Origin of the sequence: Allostreptomyces psammosilenae (assembly GCF_013407765.1) — a bacterium.
GTDB lineage: Bacteria > Actinomycetota > Actinomycetes > Streptomycetales > Streptomycetaceae > Allostreptomyces > Allostreptomyces psammosilenae.
On sequence record NZ_JACBZD010000001.1, the window covers coordinates 650,628 to 669,730 of the forward strand.

Consider the following 19,103-nt stretch of genomic DNA (forward strand, 5'->3'; position numbering starts at 1 on the left):
ATCCATCCCCGCCAATCCATCCCCACCCCCGCCCCCCACCACGATCACCCCGTGGCGTGGAAGGCCAGCAGAGCGACGTCGTCGTGGTTGTCCGGGGCCCAGGTGAGCAGATGGTCGCACAGGTCCTCCACCGACAGGTGGGTCGCGCGGGCGGCCTGCCGGGCGAGGCGGGAGATGTTGTGGTCGAGGTGTCCCTGCGGCGTCTCCACGAGCCCGTCGGTGTACAGCAGCAGGGTCGATCCGGTCGGCACCCGCGCCACGTGGTCGGTGCGCTCCAGGCCCGGCGCCACGCACAGCACGGGCTCCGACGACCGCCCCATCAGCTGCTCGTGCGTGCCGTCCGGGTGCAGCAGCAGCGGCGGCAGGTGCCCGGCGTTGGACCAGGTCACCCGCCAGCCATCGGGATCGCGGCTGAGCCGGGCGTGCACGACGGTGGCCAGCGTGGTGACGCCGAGCCCGGTGGCCGCGCTGTCGAGCCCGGTCAGCACCTTCGCGGGGCTCTCGCCGCCCTGGTAGGCGATGGCGCGCAGCATGCTGCGCAGCTGTCCCATGGCGTTGGCCGCGGTGAGGTCGTGGCCCACGACGTCGCCGATGGTCAGGGCGAGCGCTCCGTCCGGCAGCACGAAGGCGTCGTACCAGTCACCGCCGACCTCGTCGGAGCTGGGGCTCGGCCGGTAGCGGGAGGCGATCAGCGCCCCGGGCACCTCGGGCGGGTCGGTGAGCAGGCCGCGTTGCAGTTCCAGGGCCACCCGCTGGGTGCGCCGGAGGTTCAGCGCGTTGTTGAGCGGTCCCCGCGCGTGCTCCAGGAGGTCGGCGAGCAGCCGGACGTCGGCGGCCGTGATCGGTTCACGCCCCGCGCAGTTGACGGCCCCCGCCACCGCGGCGACGACGCCGTCGACCACCACGGGCAGCAGCAGCACGCTGTTGGCACAGCTGTCCCGCAGCCAGGGCGCGAGTTCGGGCGGGGTGAGGCTGTCCGGTGGCTGGCCCGGCGGGAAGGTGTGGTGGACGGTGCGGTGTTCCCGCACCACCCGTTCCAGCACGTCCCCGGCGGCGGGCTCCACCATCCACATGTCGGGCAGGTTCGGCAGCCCCTCCCGGGTGATGGCGGTGGCGTACTTGGCCGTGGGCGGGGCGTGCGGGGAGCGGTCGGCGGCCTCCGGCAGCAGGTAGATCCCACAGCCGTCGGTCAGCTCGGGCACGATCACCTTGGTCAGCGCGGTGAGCATGTCCTCCAGACGGGTGTGGTCGGCGGTGGCCGCCGCCCGGGAGAGCAGGTCGTCGCGCCGTTGCTGCTGCCATTCCCGCTCGATGTCGGTGCTGGTCCCGACCCACTCCACCACGGTGCCGTCCTCCCGGATGGGGACGGCCCGGTCCCGGTAGTGCCGGTACGCGCCGGACGCCAGCCGCAGCCGGTAGGTGTGCTCGACCACCTCCGGCGGCTGGGACAGCGCCCGCAGCCAGGTCTCCCAGAACCCCTGCCGGTCGTCCGGGTGGATGGCCTCGGCCCAGCCCTCCCCGTTCCGCCCACCCTCGTCGCCGGCCTGCTTCACCGACTGGCCGGTCAGCTCCGCCCACTGCTCGCTGGGCTCGACCAGCGAGCCGTCGGCATCGGACACCCACACGGCCTGTGCGGTGGCCAGCACCAGGCTCTGGTAGCGGCGCAGGGCGCGGTGGTGTTCCTCGGCGAGCTGGTTGACGCGCTGCGCCGCGGTGATCTGCTCGGTGACGTCGAGCCCGGCGACCATCAGTCCCGGCTCGCGTCCGGGCAGCGAGGCCGGCGAGCAGCTGTAGGTGAAGTAGCGCCGGGTGGGTGTGGTCCCACTCGGGGGCGTGTACATCAGCGGGGCGGCGGAGATGCGTTCCGCGGACTTCGTGGCGTACACGTGGTCCATCACGGTGAAGATGGCGGCCGGCCCGAAGTCGGCGAAGGCGGTGCGGATGGGCAGTCCGCGAGGGCGGTCCCCGAACAGGCGCCGCGCCTCGGGGTTGACGTAGATCAGCACGTGGTCGGGGCCGCTGGTCAGCGCGATCGCTATCGGCGCGGGGTCGAGGATCCGGGGTCCCTCACCGGCCGTCTGCATGCCTTCCATCGGTCTCTCCCGTGGGACGGAGCGGTCGGCGCTGCCTGCGCTCGGTCAACGGGTGCCCCCGACGGCGCGTCGGCGGGCGGGGCGGCACGCGACACCTTCAAGGTACCCCCCTGCCCTTGGACGCGCTTCATGGGAGCGCTCTCACGCTGGTGCACCCGCCGGGCGCACAGGGGAACGCCCCGGGCGGCGGCCCCTCGGCGGCCCCTCGGCGGGGACCCGCGCCGGGGCGCCGGCACGGGGGTGCGCCGGGCGGGACCGCACTCCCGCCCGGCGCCGTTCGGCCGCGTCCGGGGAGGGGACCGGACGCGACCCGGTCGGTGGCTCGGTGGCTCGGTGGATCGATGGGGCGTTGGGGCGTTGGGGCGACGGCTCGGTCGGAGCGGTGGCCGGTGGCTCACATGGTCCCGAACAGCACCCCGGCCGCCAGGATGACCAGGGAGGCCAGGGCACCCCACTTGATGGCGAACCGGTGGTGGTCGGCGAGTTCGACCCGGGCGAGTCCGATCAGCACGTAGACGGCCGGCACCAGCGGGCTGAGCATGTGCACGGGCTGGCCCACCAGCGAGGCGCGGGCGATCTCCACGTCGCTGATGCCGTGGGCGGCGGCCGTCTCGGCGATCACCGGCACGACGCCGAAGTAGAAGGCGTCGTTGCTCATCAGGAAGGTCAGCGGGATGGAGAGCAGGCCGGTGATGATGGTCAGGTAGGGGCCCATGGAGTCCGGGATCACCGAGAGCAGGGCCTGGGCCATCGCCTCCACCATGCCGGTGCCGGAGAGCACGCCGGTGAAGACGGCCGCGGCGAACACCATGGCGACCACGGACAGGATGCTGTCGGAGTGGGCGACGATCCGGGCGCGCTGGTCGGCCAGGCTCGGATAGTTGACCATCAGCGCCACGGCGGAGGCCAGCATGAACAGCACCGGGATGGGCAGCACGCCGAGGATCAGCAGCACCATCAGGGCCACGGTCAGCGTGGCGTTGAACCACAGCAGCCGGGGGCGGAGGCTGGGGCGGTCCGGGTCCAGCACGTCGTCGTCGACGGCGGCGTCCCCTGCCGCCGCGGCGGACGCCCCGGCCAGTCCCCGGCGACCGCCACCCAGGCCGGCACCCGGGGAACCCGCACCCAGGGAGCCCGCCCCCGCGGAACCCGCGCCGGCACCCACCCCGACGAGCACGCCCGCCGGCTCGCGCTCGGCGTGCTCCGCGTCCTTCAGCAGCCGGGAGTCGCCCGCCGGGGCGGCGGAGGGCAGGTCGATGCGGCCGAGCCGGCGGCGCTCCCGCAGTCCGATGACGTAGGCGAGGGCGAAGACGGCGAGCAGGCCGACGCCGAGCGCGGGCAGCATCGGCACGAACACCTCGCCCGGGTCCACGCCGAGCGCGCTGGCCGCCCGGGCCGTGGGTCCGCCCCACGGGGCGGTGTTGAGGATGCCGTTGGTGATCCCGGCCAGGCCGGTCATCAGCACCACGGACATGCCGAGCCGCCGGTAGATCGGCAGCAGCGCGGACACCGTGATCATGAACGTGGTGGAGCCGTCGCCGTCCAGCGAGACCACGGCGACCAGCGCCACCGTGCCGACGAGCAGCCGCAGCGGGTCGTTGCGGGTGAAGCGCACGACGGCGCGGGCGATCGGGTCGAACAGCCCGGCGTCGATCATCACGCCGAAGTAGAGGATGGCGAACATCAGCATCGCCGCGGTGGGCGCGAGCGAGGTGATCCCGTCGCCCACCATGGTGCCCAGTTCCGCCGCGTGTCCGGTGAACACGGCGAACGCGGCGGGGACCACGATCAGGCACACCATGGGCGAGAGCCGCCTGCCCATGATCAGGTACATGAACACGGCGATCATCACCGTGCCGACGAGCGCCAGCATGGGCATCCCGTCCCTTCGTCCTCGAATCCGTGGGGGCGTGCCGTGCCCTCGGGAGCACCGCCGGGGCGGGTGTCTTCCGTGTGAACGCGATGTGTCGCAGGACACGCCCCGCTGGTGTATCCCGCGCCTCGGAACGGGGTCAACGGACGGCGCGGTTGTGGACGTAGTGGTCATAACGGCAGGTGGGACCGGACACAACCGCCGCGACGGGGCGCGCCCCGCGGATCCCGGGCGATGCCGAACGCCCCCTTCCCGCCGGGGGCGGCAGCATGGCATGCTCATGCTCTTGTCTATACCTGTCGTCGGCCCGGACGCGGCTCCCGCCCCGGCCGGTCGGGGAGCGACGACACTCCCACGGGGGAAGGAGCGGGCGGCGCCGCCGCGGGGGAGCGGCGCCGCCGCCGTCGTGGTTCAGACGCCGATGTCGGCCCGCGGGCCGGCGTAGGTCACCAGCAGGGCCGGGACGTCCCGCCGGGGGCTACCGGGGGACCGCGTCCCCGGGCATCGGCGACGGAACTCCGGAGGGGGCCTGGTCCGGGCGGCCTCGGCCGTCGCCGGCGGTGGAGACCGGTGGCGCCGTTGGCAGGTGGCGCAGGCGCTCGGCGGCGAGGCAGGCGCGGCCCAGCGCCACCCGGACGTCCGTCGCGTCCCGTCCTCCGCACTTGACGGCGTAGAAGATGACCAGGTTGATCGCGGTGGCCGATCCGGCGTACACGTACTGGTCGTGGATCCGGTCGGTCACCAGCAGGGAGGCGATGGTCCACACGGCGACGCCGTAGAACGCCGAGGTGGCGGCCCAGCCGCGGATCTCCTCGCGCCCGGCGACCCGTCCGCTCGGCACGGTGGACAGCGAACGGTCCCGGGCGTGGCCCAGCGCCGTCGTGACGAAGGCGGTGCAGGTGAGGTTGCACAGGAAGATGGCGGTCACGCCGATCCCGGTGAACACCGGCCACCACTCGCGCTGCACCAGCGTCGGGGGTGTGACCAGGACGATCGGGATGAGGGCGAACAGCCGCAGCTGGAGTTCGGTGAGGGCGGCCAACACGGTGAGCCGGCCCTGCCGGAGTCCGGTGACCCGGGTGGTGATGCCGGCGAAGATGTTCTGGTAGAGGCGCGCGCCGGCCATCAGGAAGCTCAGGCACACCATGCGCACCGGCAGGTTGCCCAGGGCGTCGGTCAGCGGGTAGTCGTCGGCGCGGAGGTCGTCCAGCAGGGGGATCCGTCCGGTGTCGGAGCGGGTGACGAAGTCGATGACGGCGACCGGGTCCGGTCCCCAGGGCACGCCGCCGATGTCCCGGGACCACCAGACGATGACGGTGGCGGCTCCGACGACCCAGGCCACCGCCGCGATCCACGACCAGATCACCAGCCAGCGCGCGTACATGTCACGCCCGGGTCCTCGGCCCACCCCCTGTGACCTGCGGATCCGCCAGACCCGTAACTGGCGCGCGGGGGCGCCGGCCAGCGGCGTATACATGCCACGAGGTCCGAACAGCCAGGCGGGGGAGCGGTCGCTCTCCTCGCGGGCGGCCGAGAGGGCGTCGAGCTCCTCGTCGAAGTAGCGGCGCAGCTGCGGGTAGACGGGCCGGCCTGCGTCGAGCGGGAAGAGCAGCAGCCGGTTGGCGGGGCTGGCGTCGGTGAGGTCCTCGATGAACCGGGCCATCATCAGGGCGTCGGAGTAGAGGGCGTCCGGCACCGTGCCGTCGGGGGAGGGCGGTGGTCCCGCCAGGGCGAGCAGCAGTTGTCCGAGCGAGTACAGGTCGGCCCGGTCGGGTTCGTCGCCGCCGGCGCGGACCTCGGGGGCGACGTAGCGCGCGTCGGGGCCTTCGAGGCCGGTGACGGCGTGGGTGTAGAGGTGGTTGGCGCCCAGGTCGACCAGCACGAAGGAGAGCCGGTCGTCCCGCCTGGTGACGATCACGTTGGACGGCGACAGGTCGAGGTGGTGCAGGCCGGCGCGTTCCAGTTCGGCCAGGGCGGCGAACAGTTGGCCGCCCAGCTCGCCGAGCTGGTCCAGGTCCACGTCGGTCGGCGGGGAGCCGCGCCGGGAGGGCGGCCGGCGGGCGCCGGGGGCGGCGGCCGGCCGGTCGGGGGCCGTCGCCTGCCGTGCGGCGAGGTGGTCGGCGAGGGTGTTCCCGGCGACGAAGTCCATCAGGATCCACGCCGGCGCGCTCGCCCAGACCCGCACCAGGTGGGTGATGTCCTCCACCCCGGTGACGTCGTAGCGGCGGCGGTACTCGCGGGTCGAGCGGACGATCGCCGGCACGCGCAGGTAGGGGTGGACGACGCACTTGAGGGCGAGCGGGCGGCGGCGCCCCTGGACGGCGAGGGCGGGCAGGCCGCGCAGGATGAAGGAGGTGGTGCCGTGCCGGTGGAAGCGCAGCGTGTCGAAGTCGATGCCGGCCCACTCGGCCGCCGCCTCCCGCGCCAGTGGGTCGGGCCCGGTCTCCGCGGGACCGGTGGGCACAGGGCCGTGCGGGTCGTACAGCTCCCGCAGGGCGGCGCGGACGGCGGGGCGTTCGAAGAGCGGGGCGCACAGCGCGGCGCAGTCGTGGGTGGTGGGGACGACCGTGCCGGGGCCGCCCTCCCGGGCCCACTGGCCGGGGTGGCGGTGGACGTAGGAGTGGTGCAGGCAGACCAGGGTGACCAGCAGCAGCCCCACGTACCCGGACACCCGTTCGTGCTGTTCCCGGAAGGGGGCGGGACGGTCGGGGAAGGCGCGGCACCAGCGGTCCAGGTCGCCGATCACGGTCTGCCAGCCGCGTTCGTACTCGGCGCGGAAGCCGGGGGCGTCGAACGGCAGGCGGAGCAGCAGTTCGCTCCAGGTGCCCGGTTGCCAGGCGGCCAGCTCGGCCAGCGCCGCCCCGTGGTCCCCGCTCTCGTCGGCGGCGACCGCGCCGAGGACGGTGCGCAGGTCGCCGCCGGGTCTCGGCTCAACCATCGGCGGTCTCTGCCGGGCCGTCGGCGGTGGTGTCTGCCCGGCCGTCGGGCGTCCCGGCCCGGGCGTCGGTGCGCACGGCCTCGCCGTCGGGGCGGTGCACGATGGTCAGCCGGGGGACGGCGCGCAGCCGCCCGGTGCGGATCACGGCCGGATCCAGGCCGTTCACCGCGCAGTACAGGACCTCGTAGGCGCCGCGGGCTCCGGCGATGATGCGTCCGGGGTCGAGTTCGTGGCGCTTGACCTCGGGCATCCACGGCAGGGGGGCGAGGTCGAGGACGTAGGGCGGCTGTTCGGGCGGGTCGGCCATCCAGGCCTGGAGCATCCGGCGTTCGCCGCGGTAGCGGACGGTGGCCTCCAGGTAGCCGGCGCCCAGGCCGGGGCGGAGCCGGTCGAGGTGTCTGGCCGCGTAGCGCTGGGAGATGCCGGCGCTGCCGCGGGGCGGCCGGATCGGGCGGGTGCTCAGCGACAGGACGTGGGTGCAGCCGTCGTCCAGGGCGAGCCGGAAGGGGTGGGGGGTGAGGACCCCGCCGTCCACCGCCCGCTGGCCGCGGAAGACGGCGGTGCCCTTGATGGCGACCGGCAGCCAGGCGCTGGCCATGAGGGCGTCGCGCAGGTCCGCGGGGGTGGGGTGCTTGCTGACCGCCTCGGTGCGTAACTCGTCGACCAGCGTCACGGCGATGTGCAGCGGCAGCGGGGAGGCGATCACGGCCTCGTAGTCCAGCGGCTTCACCTGGTCGAGCACCACGTCGAAGGCGTAGTCCAGGTTGAGGATCGCTCCGCGCGGGGCGCGGCGGAAGTCGACGAACTGGCGGGTGCTCAGGTCGTCGTAGTAGATGGACAGCGGGTACCAGGTGTCGCCCAGCAGGAAGTAGGCGGCGTTGACGGCGCCCGAGGAGGCGGCGTAGACGGCGTCGAACGCCGAGGTCAGCCCGAGGTCCTCCAGGGCGGTGAGCATCGCGGCGGAGACCACGCCGCGGATGCCCCCGCCCTCGACGGCGAGGCCGATCTTCAGACCGTCGGTCCGGTTGCCGATGACGCTGCCCTCGTCCCGGCGGCGGCGCAGCGCCGTCAGGACCGGATGGTCCGTCGCCCATGGAGTGCGCTCCACGGCGTTCCCCCTTCCGCCACCGCTGGCGGTCTCTCGCGCGGGAGCACAGGTTGCCACGCCCGCTCACGGACGGTCAACGCGGTCGGAGGGTTCGAATCGTCGTTCGGTGCCCTTCTCGGGGGCCGGAGGCGGCCATGGGAGCGCTCTTGACCTTCCGGCGGCGGACGGGTTCACTTCCGGGAGCGTTCACGTTCCTGGTTAAGACCGCACCGCGATCCATCGTCGCGATCCACGCCGCGACCACAGACAAGAGCGAACCCCTGTAGAGCCTTTCGTCCCCGGTGATCGGCCCCTGCCGGGGGCCGGCCGGGGCACCGGAGGGCGGCAAAGGAATCGGTACCCATGACAAGCGAGACATCTCTTCGCCGTGCCCTGGTCGTGCGCGGGGGGTGGGAGGGCCACGCTCCGGTGGAGGCCACGGACCGTTTCGTCCCCTTCCTCCGCGAGTCGGGCTTCGAGGTGAGGATCTCCGACTCACTGGACGTGTACACCGACGCCGAGGTGATGGCGGCCACCGACCTGGTGGTGCAGTGCTGGACGATGGGCGAGATCACGCCGGAGCAGCGGGCGGGCCTGGCCGGCGCGGTGCGCGGCGGGACCGGGCTGGCCGGTTGGCACGGGGGCATCTGCGACGCCTTCCGGAGCGACGCCGAGTACCAGTTCATGACGGGCGGCCAGTTCGTGATGCACCCGGAGGGGTTCGTCCGGCACACGGTGGAGGTGGTGCCGGAGCGCGCGCACCACCCCGTGGTGGCGGGCCTGCCGGAGCGGATCGAGGTGGACACCGAGCAGTACCTGGTGCACACCGGTCCCGGCATCGACGTGCTGGCGACCAGCACGTTCGGCGCGGGGGAGGGGATCCCGGCCGAGGCCCGTGGGGCGACCTGCCCCGTGGTGTGGACGCACCGCTGGGGCGCGGGGCGGGTCTTCGTCTCCACGATCGGCCACAAGCTGGACGACTTCGACGTGGAGCCGGTTCGAGTGATCACGGAGAGGGGAATGCTGTGGGCGGCGCGTTGAGCACGGGCACGGGTGGGGCCGGGGAGGCGTCCGTGCTGCGGGTGGGCATCGTGGGCCTGGGCAACATCAGTGGTGCCTATCTGGGCTGGCTGGACGCCCACGGCGCCGCGGCGGGGCTGCGGTTGACGGCGGTGGCGGATCTCGACGCCGGGCGCGCGCGGGCCGTGGCGGACGGTCGCCCGGGGGTGCGGGCGCTGTCCACCGAGGCGCTGTGCGCCGATCCCGAGGTGGACGTGGTGCTGAACCTGACCATCCCGGCGGCCCACGGGGCGGTGGCGCACGCCGCCATCGCGGCCGGGAAGCACGTCTACGGGGAGAAGCCGCTGGCCGCCGACCGGGCGGAGGCGATGGGCGTCATGGCCGCCGCGGAGAAGGCCGGCGTCCGGGTCGGCTGCGCCCCCGACACCGTGCTGGGGCGCGGAGTCCAGACGGCGCGCGCGGTGGTGGACGCCGGAACCATCGGCGTGCCGACGGCGGCGACGGCCTTCATGACCACGGCGGGCCACGAGCGGTGGCACCCCGGTCCCCGCTTCTACTACCAGCCGGGCGGCGGCCCGCTGCTGGACATGGGGCCCTACTACCTGACGGCGCTGGTGCACCTGCTGGGCCCGGTGGTGCGGGTGATGGGGGCGGGCGGCCGCGGCCGGGCGGAGCGCGTGGTCGGCAGCGGCCCGGCGGCCGGAACCGTGTTCCCGGTGGAGGTGGACACGCACGTCACCGGGGTGCTGGTGCACGAGAGCGGGGCGCTCAGCACGGTGCTGATGAGCTTCGACGTGCACGCCGCGCGGCTGCCGTTCATCGAGGTGTACGGCACCGAGGGCAGCGTCTCGGTGCCCGACCCGAACACCTTCGACGGACCGGTGGAGGTGTACGGGGCCGCCGACCGCGAGTGGCGCCGAATACCGCTGACCCACGGCTACCTGGAGGGCGGGCGCGGCCTCGGGCTCGCGGACCTCGCCGCGGCCCTGCGGGACGGCTCGCGGCACCGGGCGTCCGGGGAGGTGGCGCTGCACGTGCTGGACATCATGGAGTCCCTGCTGACCGCGGCGGAGGAGCACAGCGGCGTCGCCCTGCGGACGACGTGCGTCCGCCCCGAGCCCGCTCCCACCACCCTCGGGGCGGCACCGGAGTAGCGGTGCGGCACCGGAGTAGCGGGGCGGCGCACGTGGGCCCGCCGGCTCCGTGCGGCACCCGCCGCGCGGAGCCGGACGGCGCCCGCCGCCGGCCGGACGGCGATCAGCCCCCGGCCGGCCGCTGTCGGTCGCAGGGGCCGACGACGATGTGGCTGCTGTCCATGCGGAAGCCCATGGTGGCCGATCCGCCGTAGCCGCTGATGGTCAGCGTGGTTCCGCTCAGGTCGATGAAGTGGTTCACCGGGTCCACCTCGATCACGACGCCGTCCGGGATGGCCGCGGTCGCGGTCAGCCGCACGCTGGTGCGCGAGGTCGTCTGCCACTGGACCGCCGGGTTGTCCGGCATGGCGTAGAACTGGTGCAGGGCGCCGACCTTGGTGGTGGTCACCTGCCAGGTGCTGCCCGCGGGGATGCCGCCCTGCGAGGCGATGGTGAACTTCGGTTTGCATGTGCCGTAGCGGCATGTGGTCCAGTAGGCGGCGAGCACGACATTGAGAGGTTCCCGCGCATGCCCCTTCCTGCGATTCCCCGCCGGGTCAAGATCGGCGACGCCGCCGCGTTCGCCGGGACCACACCCCGCGCCATCCGCCACTACCACGCCATCGGACTCCTCGCCGAACCAGAACGTGGCAGCGACGACCGCCGCCGCTACGTATACGACGACATGATCCGCTTGCTGTGGATCCGCAGGATGGCTGATGCGGGTATCTCCCTGGACGACATCCGGGCCGGATTTGAGGGCACCACCGGCATCGAGCAGTCCCTGGCCCGGCTGGAGGAGTCCCTCGTCTCCAAGGCGGCCGCCATCGAAGCCCAGCGGGCCGCCGTGCACCGCCTCCGCGAGGTGGGCAGCCCCCTGGGCCTGCTCTCACCGCTGGTCAGTGGCCGCCTGCGTGATCTGCCGCCCGGGTCCCTGCGCCCGGCCGATCTCGATACCCTTCTGGTCACGGAGCGCATCTTCGGCTCCCTGGGCGCCGCCGTCCAGGCCAACCGGTTCATCGTCCTGGCCACCCACCCCGAGCTGCGGGCCGAGGAAGACCGCCTGGCCGAGGCCGAGGCGGCCCTGGACGACACCATGTCCCCCGACGACCCCCGCATCGAGGAGCTGGCTGCCCAGCGGTGTGCTCATGAGACCGCCTTGGGAGCCACCATCGACAGATCCGGCCTGGACGAGGCCCTCGACGGCCTCCTGGACCAGGAGGACGAGCACGCTGGCGAGGAGGAAGGCGGGGCGAGGATGAGCCCGATGGAGGCCATCGGCAAGATGCCGTACGACTTCTCGCCGGCCCGCGTCCGGTACGAGGAACGTGTCATCGAACTGCTTCAGTCGGCCGATCAGGACGGCGACACCCCACGGACCTGCTGACTGGAATCGGCGCTCGGGGCGAGCCCGACAAGAGCAGCCCGGAATGGTGCAGCACGAACGTGACCACGGTGCCTCCGGCGGCCGTTGGGCACTGGGTGAAGAGAGCCGAAGAGCACGCCTGCAACAACATCTCCGAAGAAGGTGCGCACGGCGTCGGGCCGTGAGGGACGCTCGTCGGACCGGCCGACGGCAGTGGCCGGGCCTCCAGGGGGACGGGAGCCGCTGGCGTGGCCCCAGACGACCGCCCATCTCCGCCCGTCCCCTGAGGATGACCTGCGGCTGTGCGCGCACAGCGGTCTGCCGGCTCGCAGGTGACGGGAACAGGGGGGCGCTGAGCCTGGTGCCCGCGCGGCGGAGCCGGTACCACGCGCACGAACCGAACACCCTCTCACCCTGGCCCGGCCGGTCCATGAGCCACCACCATGAAGGGGGTGCGGAGTACCGACGGAGGAGGAGGGTGACACGTGGTGGCGGGCAAGGGGATGGGGCGGCGGGGGAGAGCCGGGGCGCTGGGGCTGCTCGGGGTGCTTGGGCTGACGGGGTGTGGGGGCGGGTTCGAGGTGCCCTGGGCGGAGGAGGCGTCCCCGTCGCCGACGGCCAGCGTCAGCACCGCCCCGATCCCGGACTACTGGATCTCGCCGCCACCGCCGCGCAACCCGACCCGCACCTCCACCGAGGCCTGCGGCGGCGGCGATCCGTTCGATCCCGACGCCGTCCTCGCCCTCACGCCGGGCGGGCCCGCCTACGCCGGTCCCGGGGTCCACCCCGTGGTGCTGTACGAGACGCACACCCTCGCCCAGGACTACGGCTCCGACGAGCCCGTGGTGCCGGAGGGCTGGCTGGCCGCTCCGGGCGAGGCCCAGCTGGTGGTCTGCGAGTACGAGGACGACGCGTTCGTCTCCGAGACGGTCGGCACCTGCGAGTACGCGGGCGGCTCCTGGATCGGCGACGGAACGGCACGGGTGGAGTCCATGCGCTACGTCTACCGGGTGTTCGAGGCCAGGACCGGCGAGCTGGTCGACGAGTTCACCCTGGACGGCACCTCCTCCCCCGAGGAGACCTGCCCGGACAGCGCGTACCACCCCACGGTCTTCTTCCAGTACGTCGAGCGCGAGGCGCTGACCGAGCGGCTGCGCCCGCTGGTCGAGGGCACCGCCGGGGAGTAGGAGGCGGAGTTCCCGTTGCCGGCCGCTCGCCCGCCGGCGCGCGATCTGGTGGGCCGCTGGGGCCGCGGGCGACGGCCGACGTATCGTGCCACCACCAGTCCCCTCGGTCCCTGGAGGACACCGCGATGACGACCGAACTCCCGCCCGGCGCGGACGAGGGCGCCCTGCCCGGTCTCGACGGGGAGGAGGGCGGGATCCGCTTCGTGGAGTGGGCCGGCTCCGGAACACCGCTGCTCCTGCTGCACGGCCTGGGCGGAAACGCGCTGTGGTGGACCGCGCTGGCGCAGGCGCTGCCCGGGCGGCGGATCATCGCCCTCGACCTGCCCGGGCACGGCGCGTCGGCGGAACCCTCGTCCTGGGATCTGGAGCCGATGGCGCGGCGGATCGTGGAGCTGGTGACGGAGCGCTGGCCGGGGGAACTGGTGTGGGGCGGACACTCCTGGGGCGGCAAGCTGGCGGTGGCCGCCGTCGCCGCCGCCGGCCCCGCCGCCCGAGGGCTGGTGCTGGTGGACTCCGTGTGGCCGGCCGCCGCCGTGCTGAGCGACGAGGCGATGGCGGGCGGGCTGTTCGAGGGGGAGATGGAGCCGTGGGGCTCCATGGCCGAGGCGGTGGCCGCGGTGCGTTCGCTGCCGCAGTACACGCCGTGGACCCCCGAGTTGGAGCGCGCCTTCCGCCGCGGTGTGCGGACGGAGCCCGGCGGCGTGGTCGTGCCCCGGCTGACCCGTGGCAAGGCCGGGCAGGCGCTGCGGGCGATGTTCGGGGTGGACCTGACCGACACCGCGCGGGCCCTGGAGCAGCCGGTGCTGGTCCTGGACTGCGCCGCCTCGGACAAGCACCGCAGCGCGTACCGGGCGCCGACGTACCGGGTGGTGGAGGGGAACCACTGGCTGCACACCAACAACGCGCCCGGGGTGAGCGCCGCCGTCACCGACTGGCTGGCCGAGAACGCGCTCTGAGCGCCGGGAGGGCGCCGCCCCCTCATGCCGGTGGGCGGTGTGCGTCAGTCGGAGTTGAACCAGAGCAGCACCCCGGGGCCGTCCGGGGTGACCACCGGGACCCACGCCTCGTCGACGTCGAGGATCCGGCTCTCGTCGAGCCGTAGCGGGTGCGGCTCCTCGGTGTGCCCGTCACTGGCCCAGTAGGTGATCCCCGCGACGGCGCCGCGCAGCCTGGCGCGCTCCGGCTCCGGCCAGGAGTGGTTCGGTGTGCCGGCGCCGCGGAACTCCTCCACGAACAGGGCGTGCAGCGCCTCCAGTGCGTCGGGGCCGAAGACCGGCACCAGGAAGCCTTCCACCTCGCCCTGCCTGCAGGCGGTTCCGCCGTACTGCTGCTGGTAGACGACGCCGGTCGGAGCCCGCACGACCACGTAGAGCCAACCGCCGGCCATGCCGTCGGGATCCAGGAAGACGAAGCGCGTGGTGCCCATGGCGGAAGTCTTGACCGACGAACGTGCCATTGCGTTGCGGGCCGCCCTCCACCTCGCCGCCATCCTGATCCGGCCCCGCAGTTGACTACCTGCGACGGACTACCCAGGAGGTGCCGTCTCCTCGACGTTGGCGATCATCGTGCGCAGCACCTTGAGCGCGGCCACGTACTCCTCGTCACTGACGCCCTTGTGGACCTCCGCGCGCAGCTCCGTGGCCAGCTCGCGCAGCCGGACCCTGGCGGCCTCGCCGGCATCGGTGAGGTGCAGGTTCCGTCCGGCGTCGATCCCCAGCCAGCCACGGTGCAGCAACTGGTCGATGACGCGAGGGATCTCGTGCTGCCCGCCCGCGAGGGGCGTCAGCTGCGCGATCACCTCTTCACGGCTGGGTGCCGTGGGCCCGCCGGCTACTCGGTTGAGTACCCAGTACTGCGGCTGGGTGACATCGATCCTGGCCATGGCGTCACGCAGACGCCGCGTCACAGCCTCGTGGACGAGGCCGGCCCAGTAACCGACGGGCTGGCTGGCCAGCATGTCGTCCGTGGCGGCCGGATCAGCCGGCGCCTGGTCGGTGGTGCTGCCGCTCGGCGGTTTCATGATCACGACCCTACAACCCCCGTCGCACACGTGGACATCGCCCTAGACCACCAGCAGGGCGTAGGTGGCGAAGGCGGCGGCCAGGAGGCCGGCCAGGGCGCGGCCGGCCACGCCTATGCCGTGCCAGGGCGCCTCGAAGCGTCGCACCCCGGCGGCCAGCGCCAGCAGCGTGCCGGCGAAGACCGGCAGCCAGCACAGCCGGGCGGCCACCCAGGCCAGGTCGGTCGGCGCCCCGGTCAGGCCGGGGACGTCCCCGAGCACCCCGCCCAGCAGACCGGCCGGTATCCCCCAGGCGAGCATCGCGCTCTGGTGCCAGCAGAAGACGGTCATCGCGCCGAGGTTCAGCATGGCCACCGGCAGCCACAGCATCGGCCGGCGCAGCGCCCGGTCCAGGCGGTCCCGCAGCAGCACGGCCAGGGCGCACTGCACCGACGCCAGCGCCAGCACCAGCAGCGACGGCGGGTGCGCGTTGCCCCGCTCGGCCCCGGGCACGCCCACCATGCTCGCCGGGTAGTCGAAGACCAGCAGCAGCGTGGCGAAGAGCGCCACCCCGCCCAGCAGCAGCCGGCGCGCGGCGCGGCGGTCCAGGCCGCCCAGCGCCCACGCCGCCCCGAGCTGGTAGGCGAACATCCACCCGGGAAGCAGGTTGATCGCGGCCAGCCAGCCGGGCGCCGCCTCCGCCCACGGCCCGTAGCGGACGGCGTCCACCGCCGCCACCGCGCCCATCATGCCCAGGGCGGCGCCGATGCCGGCGCGCCGGGCCAGGGCGGCCGCCAGCGGGGTGAGGGCGGTGAGGGCGGCGTAGATGCCGACGAACCACAGCGGCTGCACGACCAGCACCGCGCCGGTGCGCAGCGAGTCGGCCGGCACCCCGGCGGCCCAGCCGGCCGCCAGCAGCACCGCCCAGATCGCCGCCACCGCCACCACCGGGCGCAGCAGCCGCGCCATCCGGCTGCCCAGCCAGCCGCGGTAGGACTCGCCGCGGGCGGTGGCGCGCTCGTAGGACAGCACCGAGGCCCGCCCGCCGACCAGGAAGAACACCCCGAGCATCTGGAGGAGCCAGGTCATCGGGGCGAAGAACCCCATGGTGCCCAGCGGGCTGGCGTTGTGGATCGCCGCGTCGGGGGTGACGGTGAACCCGCCGAGCAGCCAGTGCCCGATGGGCACCGAGCAGGTGGCGATGGCGCGCAGCCCGTCCAGGCCGCGGTCCCGGTGGGCGGGGGTGGCCGCGTCGACCTTCACGGCGGCGCGCCGGATCCTGGCGAGCGGCCCGGTGGGGTGGGGGGAACCGGCGGGGCGGGTGGCCCGGGCGAGGGTGTCAGACGAGGCCATCACGGCACTCCTCCTGGTTGGCCTGGTCGTCGTGAGCGCAGGGGACGGACTGGTAGTGGCCGAGGGAGATCTCGGTGAAGGCGGTGAGCGAGGCGGTGCCGGCGGCGAAGTAGCCGGAGTGGCCGACGGCGCCGTCGGCGGCGAGCAGGCGGGCGCCGAAGGAGTCGTCGACCGGGTCGGCGCCGTGGCCGAAGCCGGCGAACGCGACGTTGGGGACGCGGTCGATCCAGTCGTCGGCCGAGCGCACGGCCCACACGTGGGCGGAGGTGTGCAGGTCGGCCACGGTGTCGGCGCGCATGCCGGGGGCGGCGAGGACGACGATGTCGTCCACCTGGGCGGGCAGGTGGGGGGCGGCCAGGCCGCAGAGGACGGCGCCGTAGCTGTGGCAGAACAGCGCGGTGGAGGCCGGGCCGGCGTCGGCGGTGGCGGGTGCGGCATCGCGGGCCGCCGCCAGCCCGTCGAGCAGCCGTTCCAGGCGCAGGGCGCCGTCGGCGGCGAGGTCGCCGCGCATGACGTTGGCGCCGAAGCCGTTGGGGGTGAGGTAGCCGGTCCAGGCGATGACGGCGGTGCGGGCCGCCGGGGCGGTGTCGAGCTGCCGGGTGTGCAGCGCCTCCGCCATGCCGCGCGCGCTGCGCAGCGGTTCGCTGGTGCGGTCGAAGCGGGCCAGGTCGGCGTCGGAGCCGGGGACGACGACGGAGACGCGCTCGGCGGTGGCGAGGTCGCCGTAGACCTCGGCGACCAGTCCGCGGCCGCTGGGGTCGAAGGAGAGGATCGAGCGGCCGGGGGCGGCCAGGGCGGCGTACTTGTCGGCGGTGGCGGTGTCGCCCGAGGTGCGGGCGCGGTCGGCGGAGTCGGTGAGGGCGAGGCGGTTGGCGAGGTAGCGGAGGTGGATCGGGGCGCCGTCGAGGTTGCCCACGACGTAGGGGTGGGTGCGGGCGAGGGTGTCGGCCTCGGCCGGGGTGAGGGTGGAGAAGAAGGCGGAGATCTCGGCGGGGGAGGCCGTGAGCGGGTCGGGCAGCTCACGGCCGTCGGCGGTGGCGGCGGTGGCGGTCGTGACGGCGGTGATGGTGGTGACGGGCGTGCCAGGGGTGCCAGGGGTGGTGCCGGGGCCGGCCGTGCCGGGAATGGTGGCGGACTGCCACGCCGCGAGGTCGGCGGCGAGCGCCGGGGCCGTGGGTGGGCGGTCCGGGGGTGCCGCCGCGCCGATGGTGGCGCCGGCGGTGGCCGTGATGCAGGCCGCTGCCGTGAGAGTGCGTATCCACCGTGCGCGTGGCATGTCCCGTTTTCCCTTCGGAGTGCTGAAAAGCCTCTGACCAGGGAAAACGTTAGATTTTGGGGTGGCGGCGAACCATGGTGGCACCACCCGTGTTCGGGTAGGCCCCACTCCCGAACCGGAGGTAGGGATAGCCCTACCTCCGGTGGGGGGTTAGCGCTAGCCGGCCATCATGTGGCCGGCCGGGGGAGCGTCAGCCGGCCGTCCAGAGCCGGAGCTTGTCGGGGTTGAGTACCGCCCAGATGCGCTGGATCCGGTCGCCGACGATGTCGAAGGCGTACACCGACATGGTGACGCCGTCCACCTGGGCCACCAGGCCGGGCTGACCGTTGACCGTGCACTCGCGGACCGCCAGTTGGACCTCGCCGATCCGGGCGGTGAGGAAGCGTGCGATCGTCTCGGCGCCCTCGATCGGGTGGGGCGTGGCGGTGACGACTCCGCCGCCGTCTCCGATGGCGGTGGCGGCGGGGTCGAGGAGGCCGATGAGGGCGGCGACATCCTTGGCTTCCCACGCCCGCTTGAACTCCCTGACGATGCGGGCCTGCTGGGGCGTAGTCGGGGGCGTGGGGGCCTGCGCGGCCCGGATTCGGCGGCGGGCCGAGGTCGCCAGTTGGCGGCAGGCCGCCGGGGTGCGGCCGACGATCTCGGCCACTTCGGCGAAGGGGTAGCGGAAGACGTCGTGGAGGACGAACGCGACGCGTTCGGCCGGGGTCATCGATTCGAGCACGACGAGGAACGCCATGTTGACCGACTCGTCGAGCGTGATGCGGTCGGCCGGGTCGCCGACGGCGTCCCCCGACCGCCCGGTGATCCATTCGGTGGGCTCGGGTACGGGCTCGGGGATCCACTGGCCCACGTAGCGCTCCCGCCGGGCCCGGGCCGAGCCGAGCAGGGTGAGGCAGATGCGGCTGGCGACCGTCGTCAGCCAGGCGCCGATGGATTCGACGGCCTCCTGCTGCTGGCGGGTGAGCGCGTACCAGCGGGCGTAGGTCTCCTGGACGACGTCCTCGGCCTCGGAGAGGGAGCCGAGGAGGCGGTAGGCGAGGTTGAGCAGCCGTCGCCGCTCGCTCATGATCACGCTCAGGTGCGGATCGTGACGGCTGTCTCCCAGCTCGGGCTGGACGGTCATGCGCCTGCCCACCTTCCTTCGTCGCAACGGCTCTCGGTCGTATGACCGGACGGGCCTCCGAGATGTGAGGTTGCTGCGGCGCCTCACATCTCGGCGGGCTGTCCGGTCATGGGAGGCAGACCGACACCGAGAGTCTGATGTGAGAAAGGAAGATTCGATGGCCAACTGTGATGCCGAGGTCATGGCGTTCCTGGAGAGTCGCGCCGATGCCCAGCAGTCGAAGGACATCGACCGACTCATGGCGTTCTATGCGCCGGACATCGTGTACTACGACGCCGTGGCGCCGCTCCGGTTCAGGGGGACCGAGGAGGTGCGCCGCAACTTCCTGCGGTGGTTCGACGGGTACGAGGGGCCGATCAGCCTGGAGACCCACGACCTGAGCGTGGTGACCAGTGGGGATGTCGCGTTCGCGCACATGCTGCACCTGGACTCGGGGGAGCGTAAGGGCGGGTTCCAGGCGGCGATATGGGTGCGGGAGAGCGTGTGCCTGCGGCGGGTGGATGGTCGGTGGCTGATCACCCACGAGCACATCTCGATCCCGTTCAACCCGGCGAACTTCCAGGTGTGGCTGCCGACCGATAAGGACCAGGCTGCCTGATCGTTCGGCTGAGTGAGATACGTGGGTTGGATGAGGACGGAAGGCGTCCTCATC

The 19,103-nt window shown here is 73.4% G+C and carries 16 protein-coding genes; 6 read left to right on the top strand and 10 right to left on the bottom strand.

All coding sequences use genetic code 11. From position 1 onward, the window contains the following. Positions 1-44 precede the first annotated feature (44 nt). The 4 genes from FHU37_RS02485 to FHU37_RS02500 form a co-directional block, all read right to left on the bottom strand. Entirely contained in the window at positions 45-2,093 is a 2,049-nt protein-coding gene (locus tag FHU37_RS02485; RefSeq protein WP_179812579.1) for a SpoIIE family protein phosphatase, read from the bottom strand. A gap of 394 nt (positions 2,094-2,487) precedes the next feature. Continuing rightward, positions 2,488-3,966 carry a CitMHS family transporter gene (locus FHU37_RS02490; protein WP_179812580.1) on the bottom strand — a complete coding sequence of 493 codons (1,479 nt, stop codon included), beginning with the start codon at positions 3,964-3,966 and terminating at the stop codon, positions 2,488-2,490. A 478-nt stretch (positions 3,967-4,444) separates the two neighbouring features. After that, positions 4,445-6,904 (bottom strand): hypothetical protein, encoded by a 2,460-nt coding sequence (locus tag FHU37_RS02495; protein ID WP_179812581.1) that lies wholly within the window; start codon positions 6,902-6,904, stop codon positions 4,445-4,447. Next, positions 6,897-8,012, bottom strand: a complete 1,116-nt coding sequence (locus FHU37_RS02500; protein WP_179812582.1) for a patatin-like phospholipase family protein — start codon at positions 8,010-8,012, stop codon at positions 6,897-6,899. The genes FHU37_RS02495 and FHU37_RS02500 overlap by 8 nt, the downstream gene beginning before the upstream one ends. Before the next feature lie 342 nt (positions 8,013-8,354). Here FHU37_RS02500 and FHU37_RS02505 point away from each other — a divergent pair, with 342 nt between their 5' ends. After that, the gene (locus FHU37_RS02505) at positions 8,355-9,032 is read left to right on the top strand and encodes a ThuA domain-containing protein (RefSeq protein ID WP_179812583.1); all 678 of its coding nucleotides are present in this window, start codon (positions 8,355-8,357) and stop codon (positions 9,030-9,032) included. Further along, positions 9,029-10,165, top strand: coding sequence for a Gfo/Idh/MocA family protein (locus FHU37_RS02510; protein WP_246449540.1), 1,137 nt, complete (start codon positions 9,029-9,031; stop codon positions 10,163-10,165). Before FHU37_RS02505 ends, FHU37_RS02510 begins: the two co-directional genes overlap by 4 nt. Positions 10,166-10,268: 103 nt before the next feature. Here the strand turns inward: FHU37_RS02510 and FHU37_RS02515 are convergent, their stop codons facing one another. Continuing rightward, positions 10,269-10,652 (bottom strand): hypothetical protein, encoded by a 384-nt coding sequence (locus FHU37_RS02515; RefSeq protein WP_179812584.1) that lies wholly within the window; start codon positions 10,650-10,652, stop codon positions 10,269-10,271. A gap of 21 nt (positions 10,653-10,673) precedes the next feature. Between FHU37_RS02515 and FHU37_RS02520 the strand changes: the two genes are divergently transcribed. From FHU37_RS02520 to FHU37_RS02530, 3 genes are all read left to right on the top strand, one after another. Further along, on the top strand, positions 10,674-11,531 hold the full coding sequence (locus FHU37_RS02520; protein ID WP_179812585.1) for a MerR family transcriptional regulator: 858 nt from the start codon (positions 10,674-10,676) through the stop codon (positions 11,529-11,531). A 464-nt stretch (positions 11,532-11,995) separates the two neighbouring features. Further along, the gene (locus FHU37_RS02525; protein ID WP_312892389.1) at positions 11,996-12,697 is read left to right on the top strand and encodes a hypothetical protein; all 702 of its coding nucleotides are present in this window, start codon (positions 11,996-11,998) and stop codon (positions 12,695-12,697) included. Between the two features lie 125 nt (positions 12,698-12,822). Next, complete coding sequence (locus FHU37_RS02530) at positions 12,823-13,653, top strand: alpha/beta fold hydrolase (RefSeq protein WP_179812586.1); 831 nt, start codon at positions 12,823-12,825, stop codon at positions 13,651-13,653. Between the two features lie 44 nt (positions 13,654-13,697). Here FHU37_RS02530 and FHU37_RS02535 read toward each other — a convergent pair whose 3' ends face one another. The 5 genes from FHU37_RS02535 to sigJ all read right to left on the bottom strand — a co-directional run bounded on the left by FHU37_RS02535 (position 13,698) and on the right by sigJ (position 18,451). Further along, complete coding sequence (locus tag FHU37_RS02535) at positions 13,698-14,123, bottom strand: DUF6210 family protein (protein WP_179812587.1); 426 nt, start codon at positions 14,121-14,123, stop codon at positions 13,698-13,700. A gap of 99 nt (positions 14,124-14,222) precedes the next feature. After that, positions 14,223-14,717: a MarR family winged helix-turn-helix transcriptional regulator gene (locus FHU37_RS02540; protein WP_179815972.1), complete on the bottom strand. Its 495-nt coding sequence runs from the start codon at positions 14,715-14,717 to the stop codon at positions 14,223-14,225. Positions 14,718-14,759: 42 nt separating this feature from the next. Then, positions 14,760-16,049 carry an acyltransferase family protein gene (locus FHU37_RS02545; RefSeq protein WP_246449541.1) on the bottom strand — a complete coding sequence of 430 codons (1,290 nt, stop codon included), beginning with the start codon at positions 16,047-16,049 and terminating at the stop codon, positions 14,760-14,762. Next, positions 16,036-17,325: an alpha/beta hydrolase gene (locus FHU37_RS27690; RefSeq protein ID WP_281394549.1), complete on the bottom strand. Its 1,290-nt coding sequence runs from the start codon at positions 17,323-17,325 to the stop codon at positions 16,036-16,038. The genes FHU37_RS02545 and FHU37_RS27690 overlap by 14 nt, the downstream gene beginning before the upstream one ends. 190 nt (positions 17,326-17,515) lie before the next feature. Then, positions 17,516-18,451 (bottom strand): RNA polymerase sigma factor SigJ, encoded by a 936-nt coding sequence (sigJ, locus tag FHU37_RS02550; RefSeq protein ID WP_179812589.1) that lies wholly within the window; start codon positions 18,449-18,451, stop codon positions 17,516-17,518. A gap of 157 nt (positions 18,452-18,608) precedes the next feature. Between sigJ and FHU37_RS02555 the strand changes: the two genes are divergently transcribed. Beyond that, a complete protein-coding gene (locus tag FHU37_RS02555; RefSeq protein ID WP_179812590.1) occupies positions 18,609-19,049 on the top strand; it encodes a YybH family protein in 441 nt (146 codons plus the stop codon). The last annotated feature ends 54 nt before the right edge of the window (positions 19,050-19,103 follow it).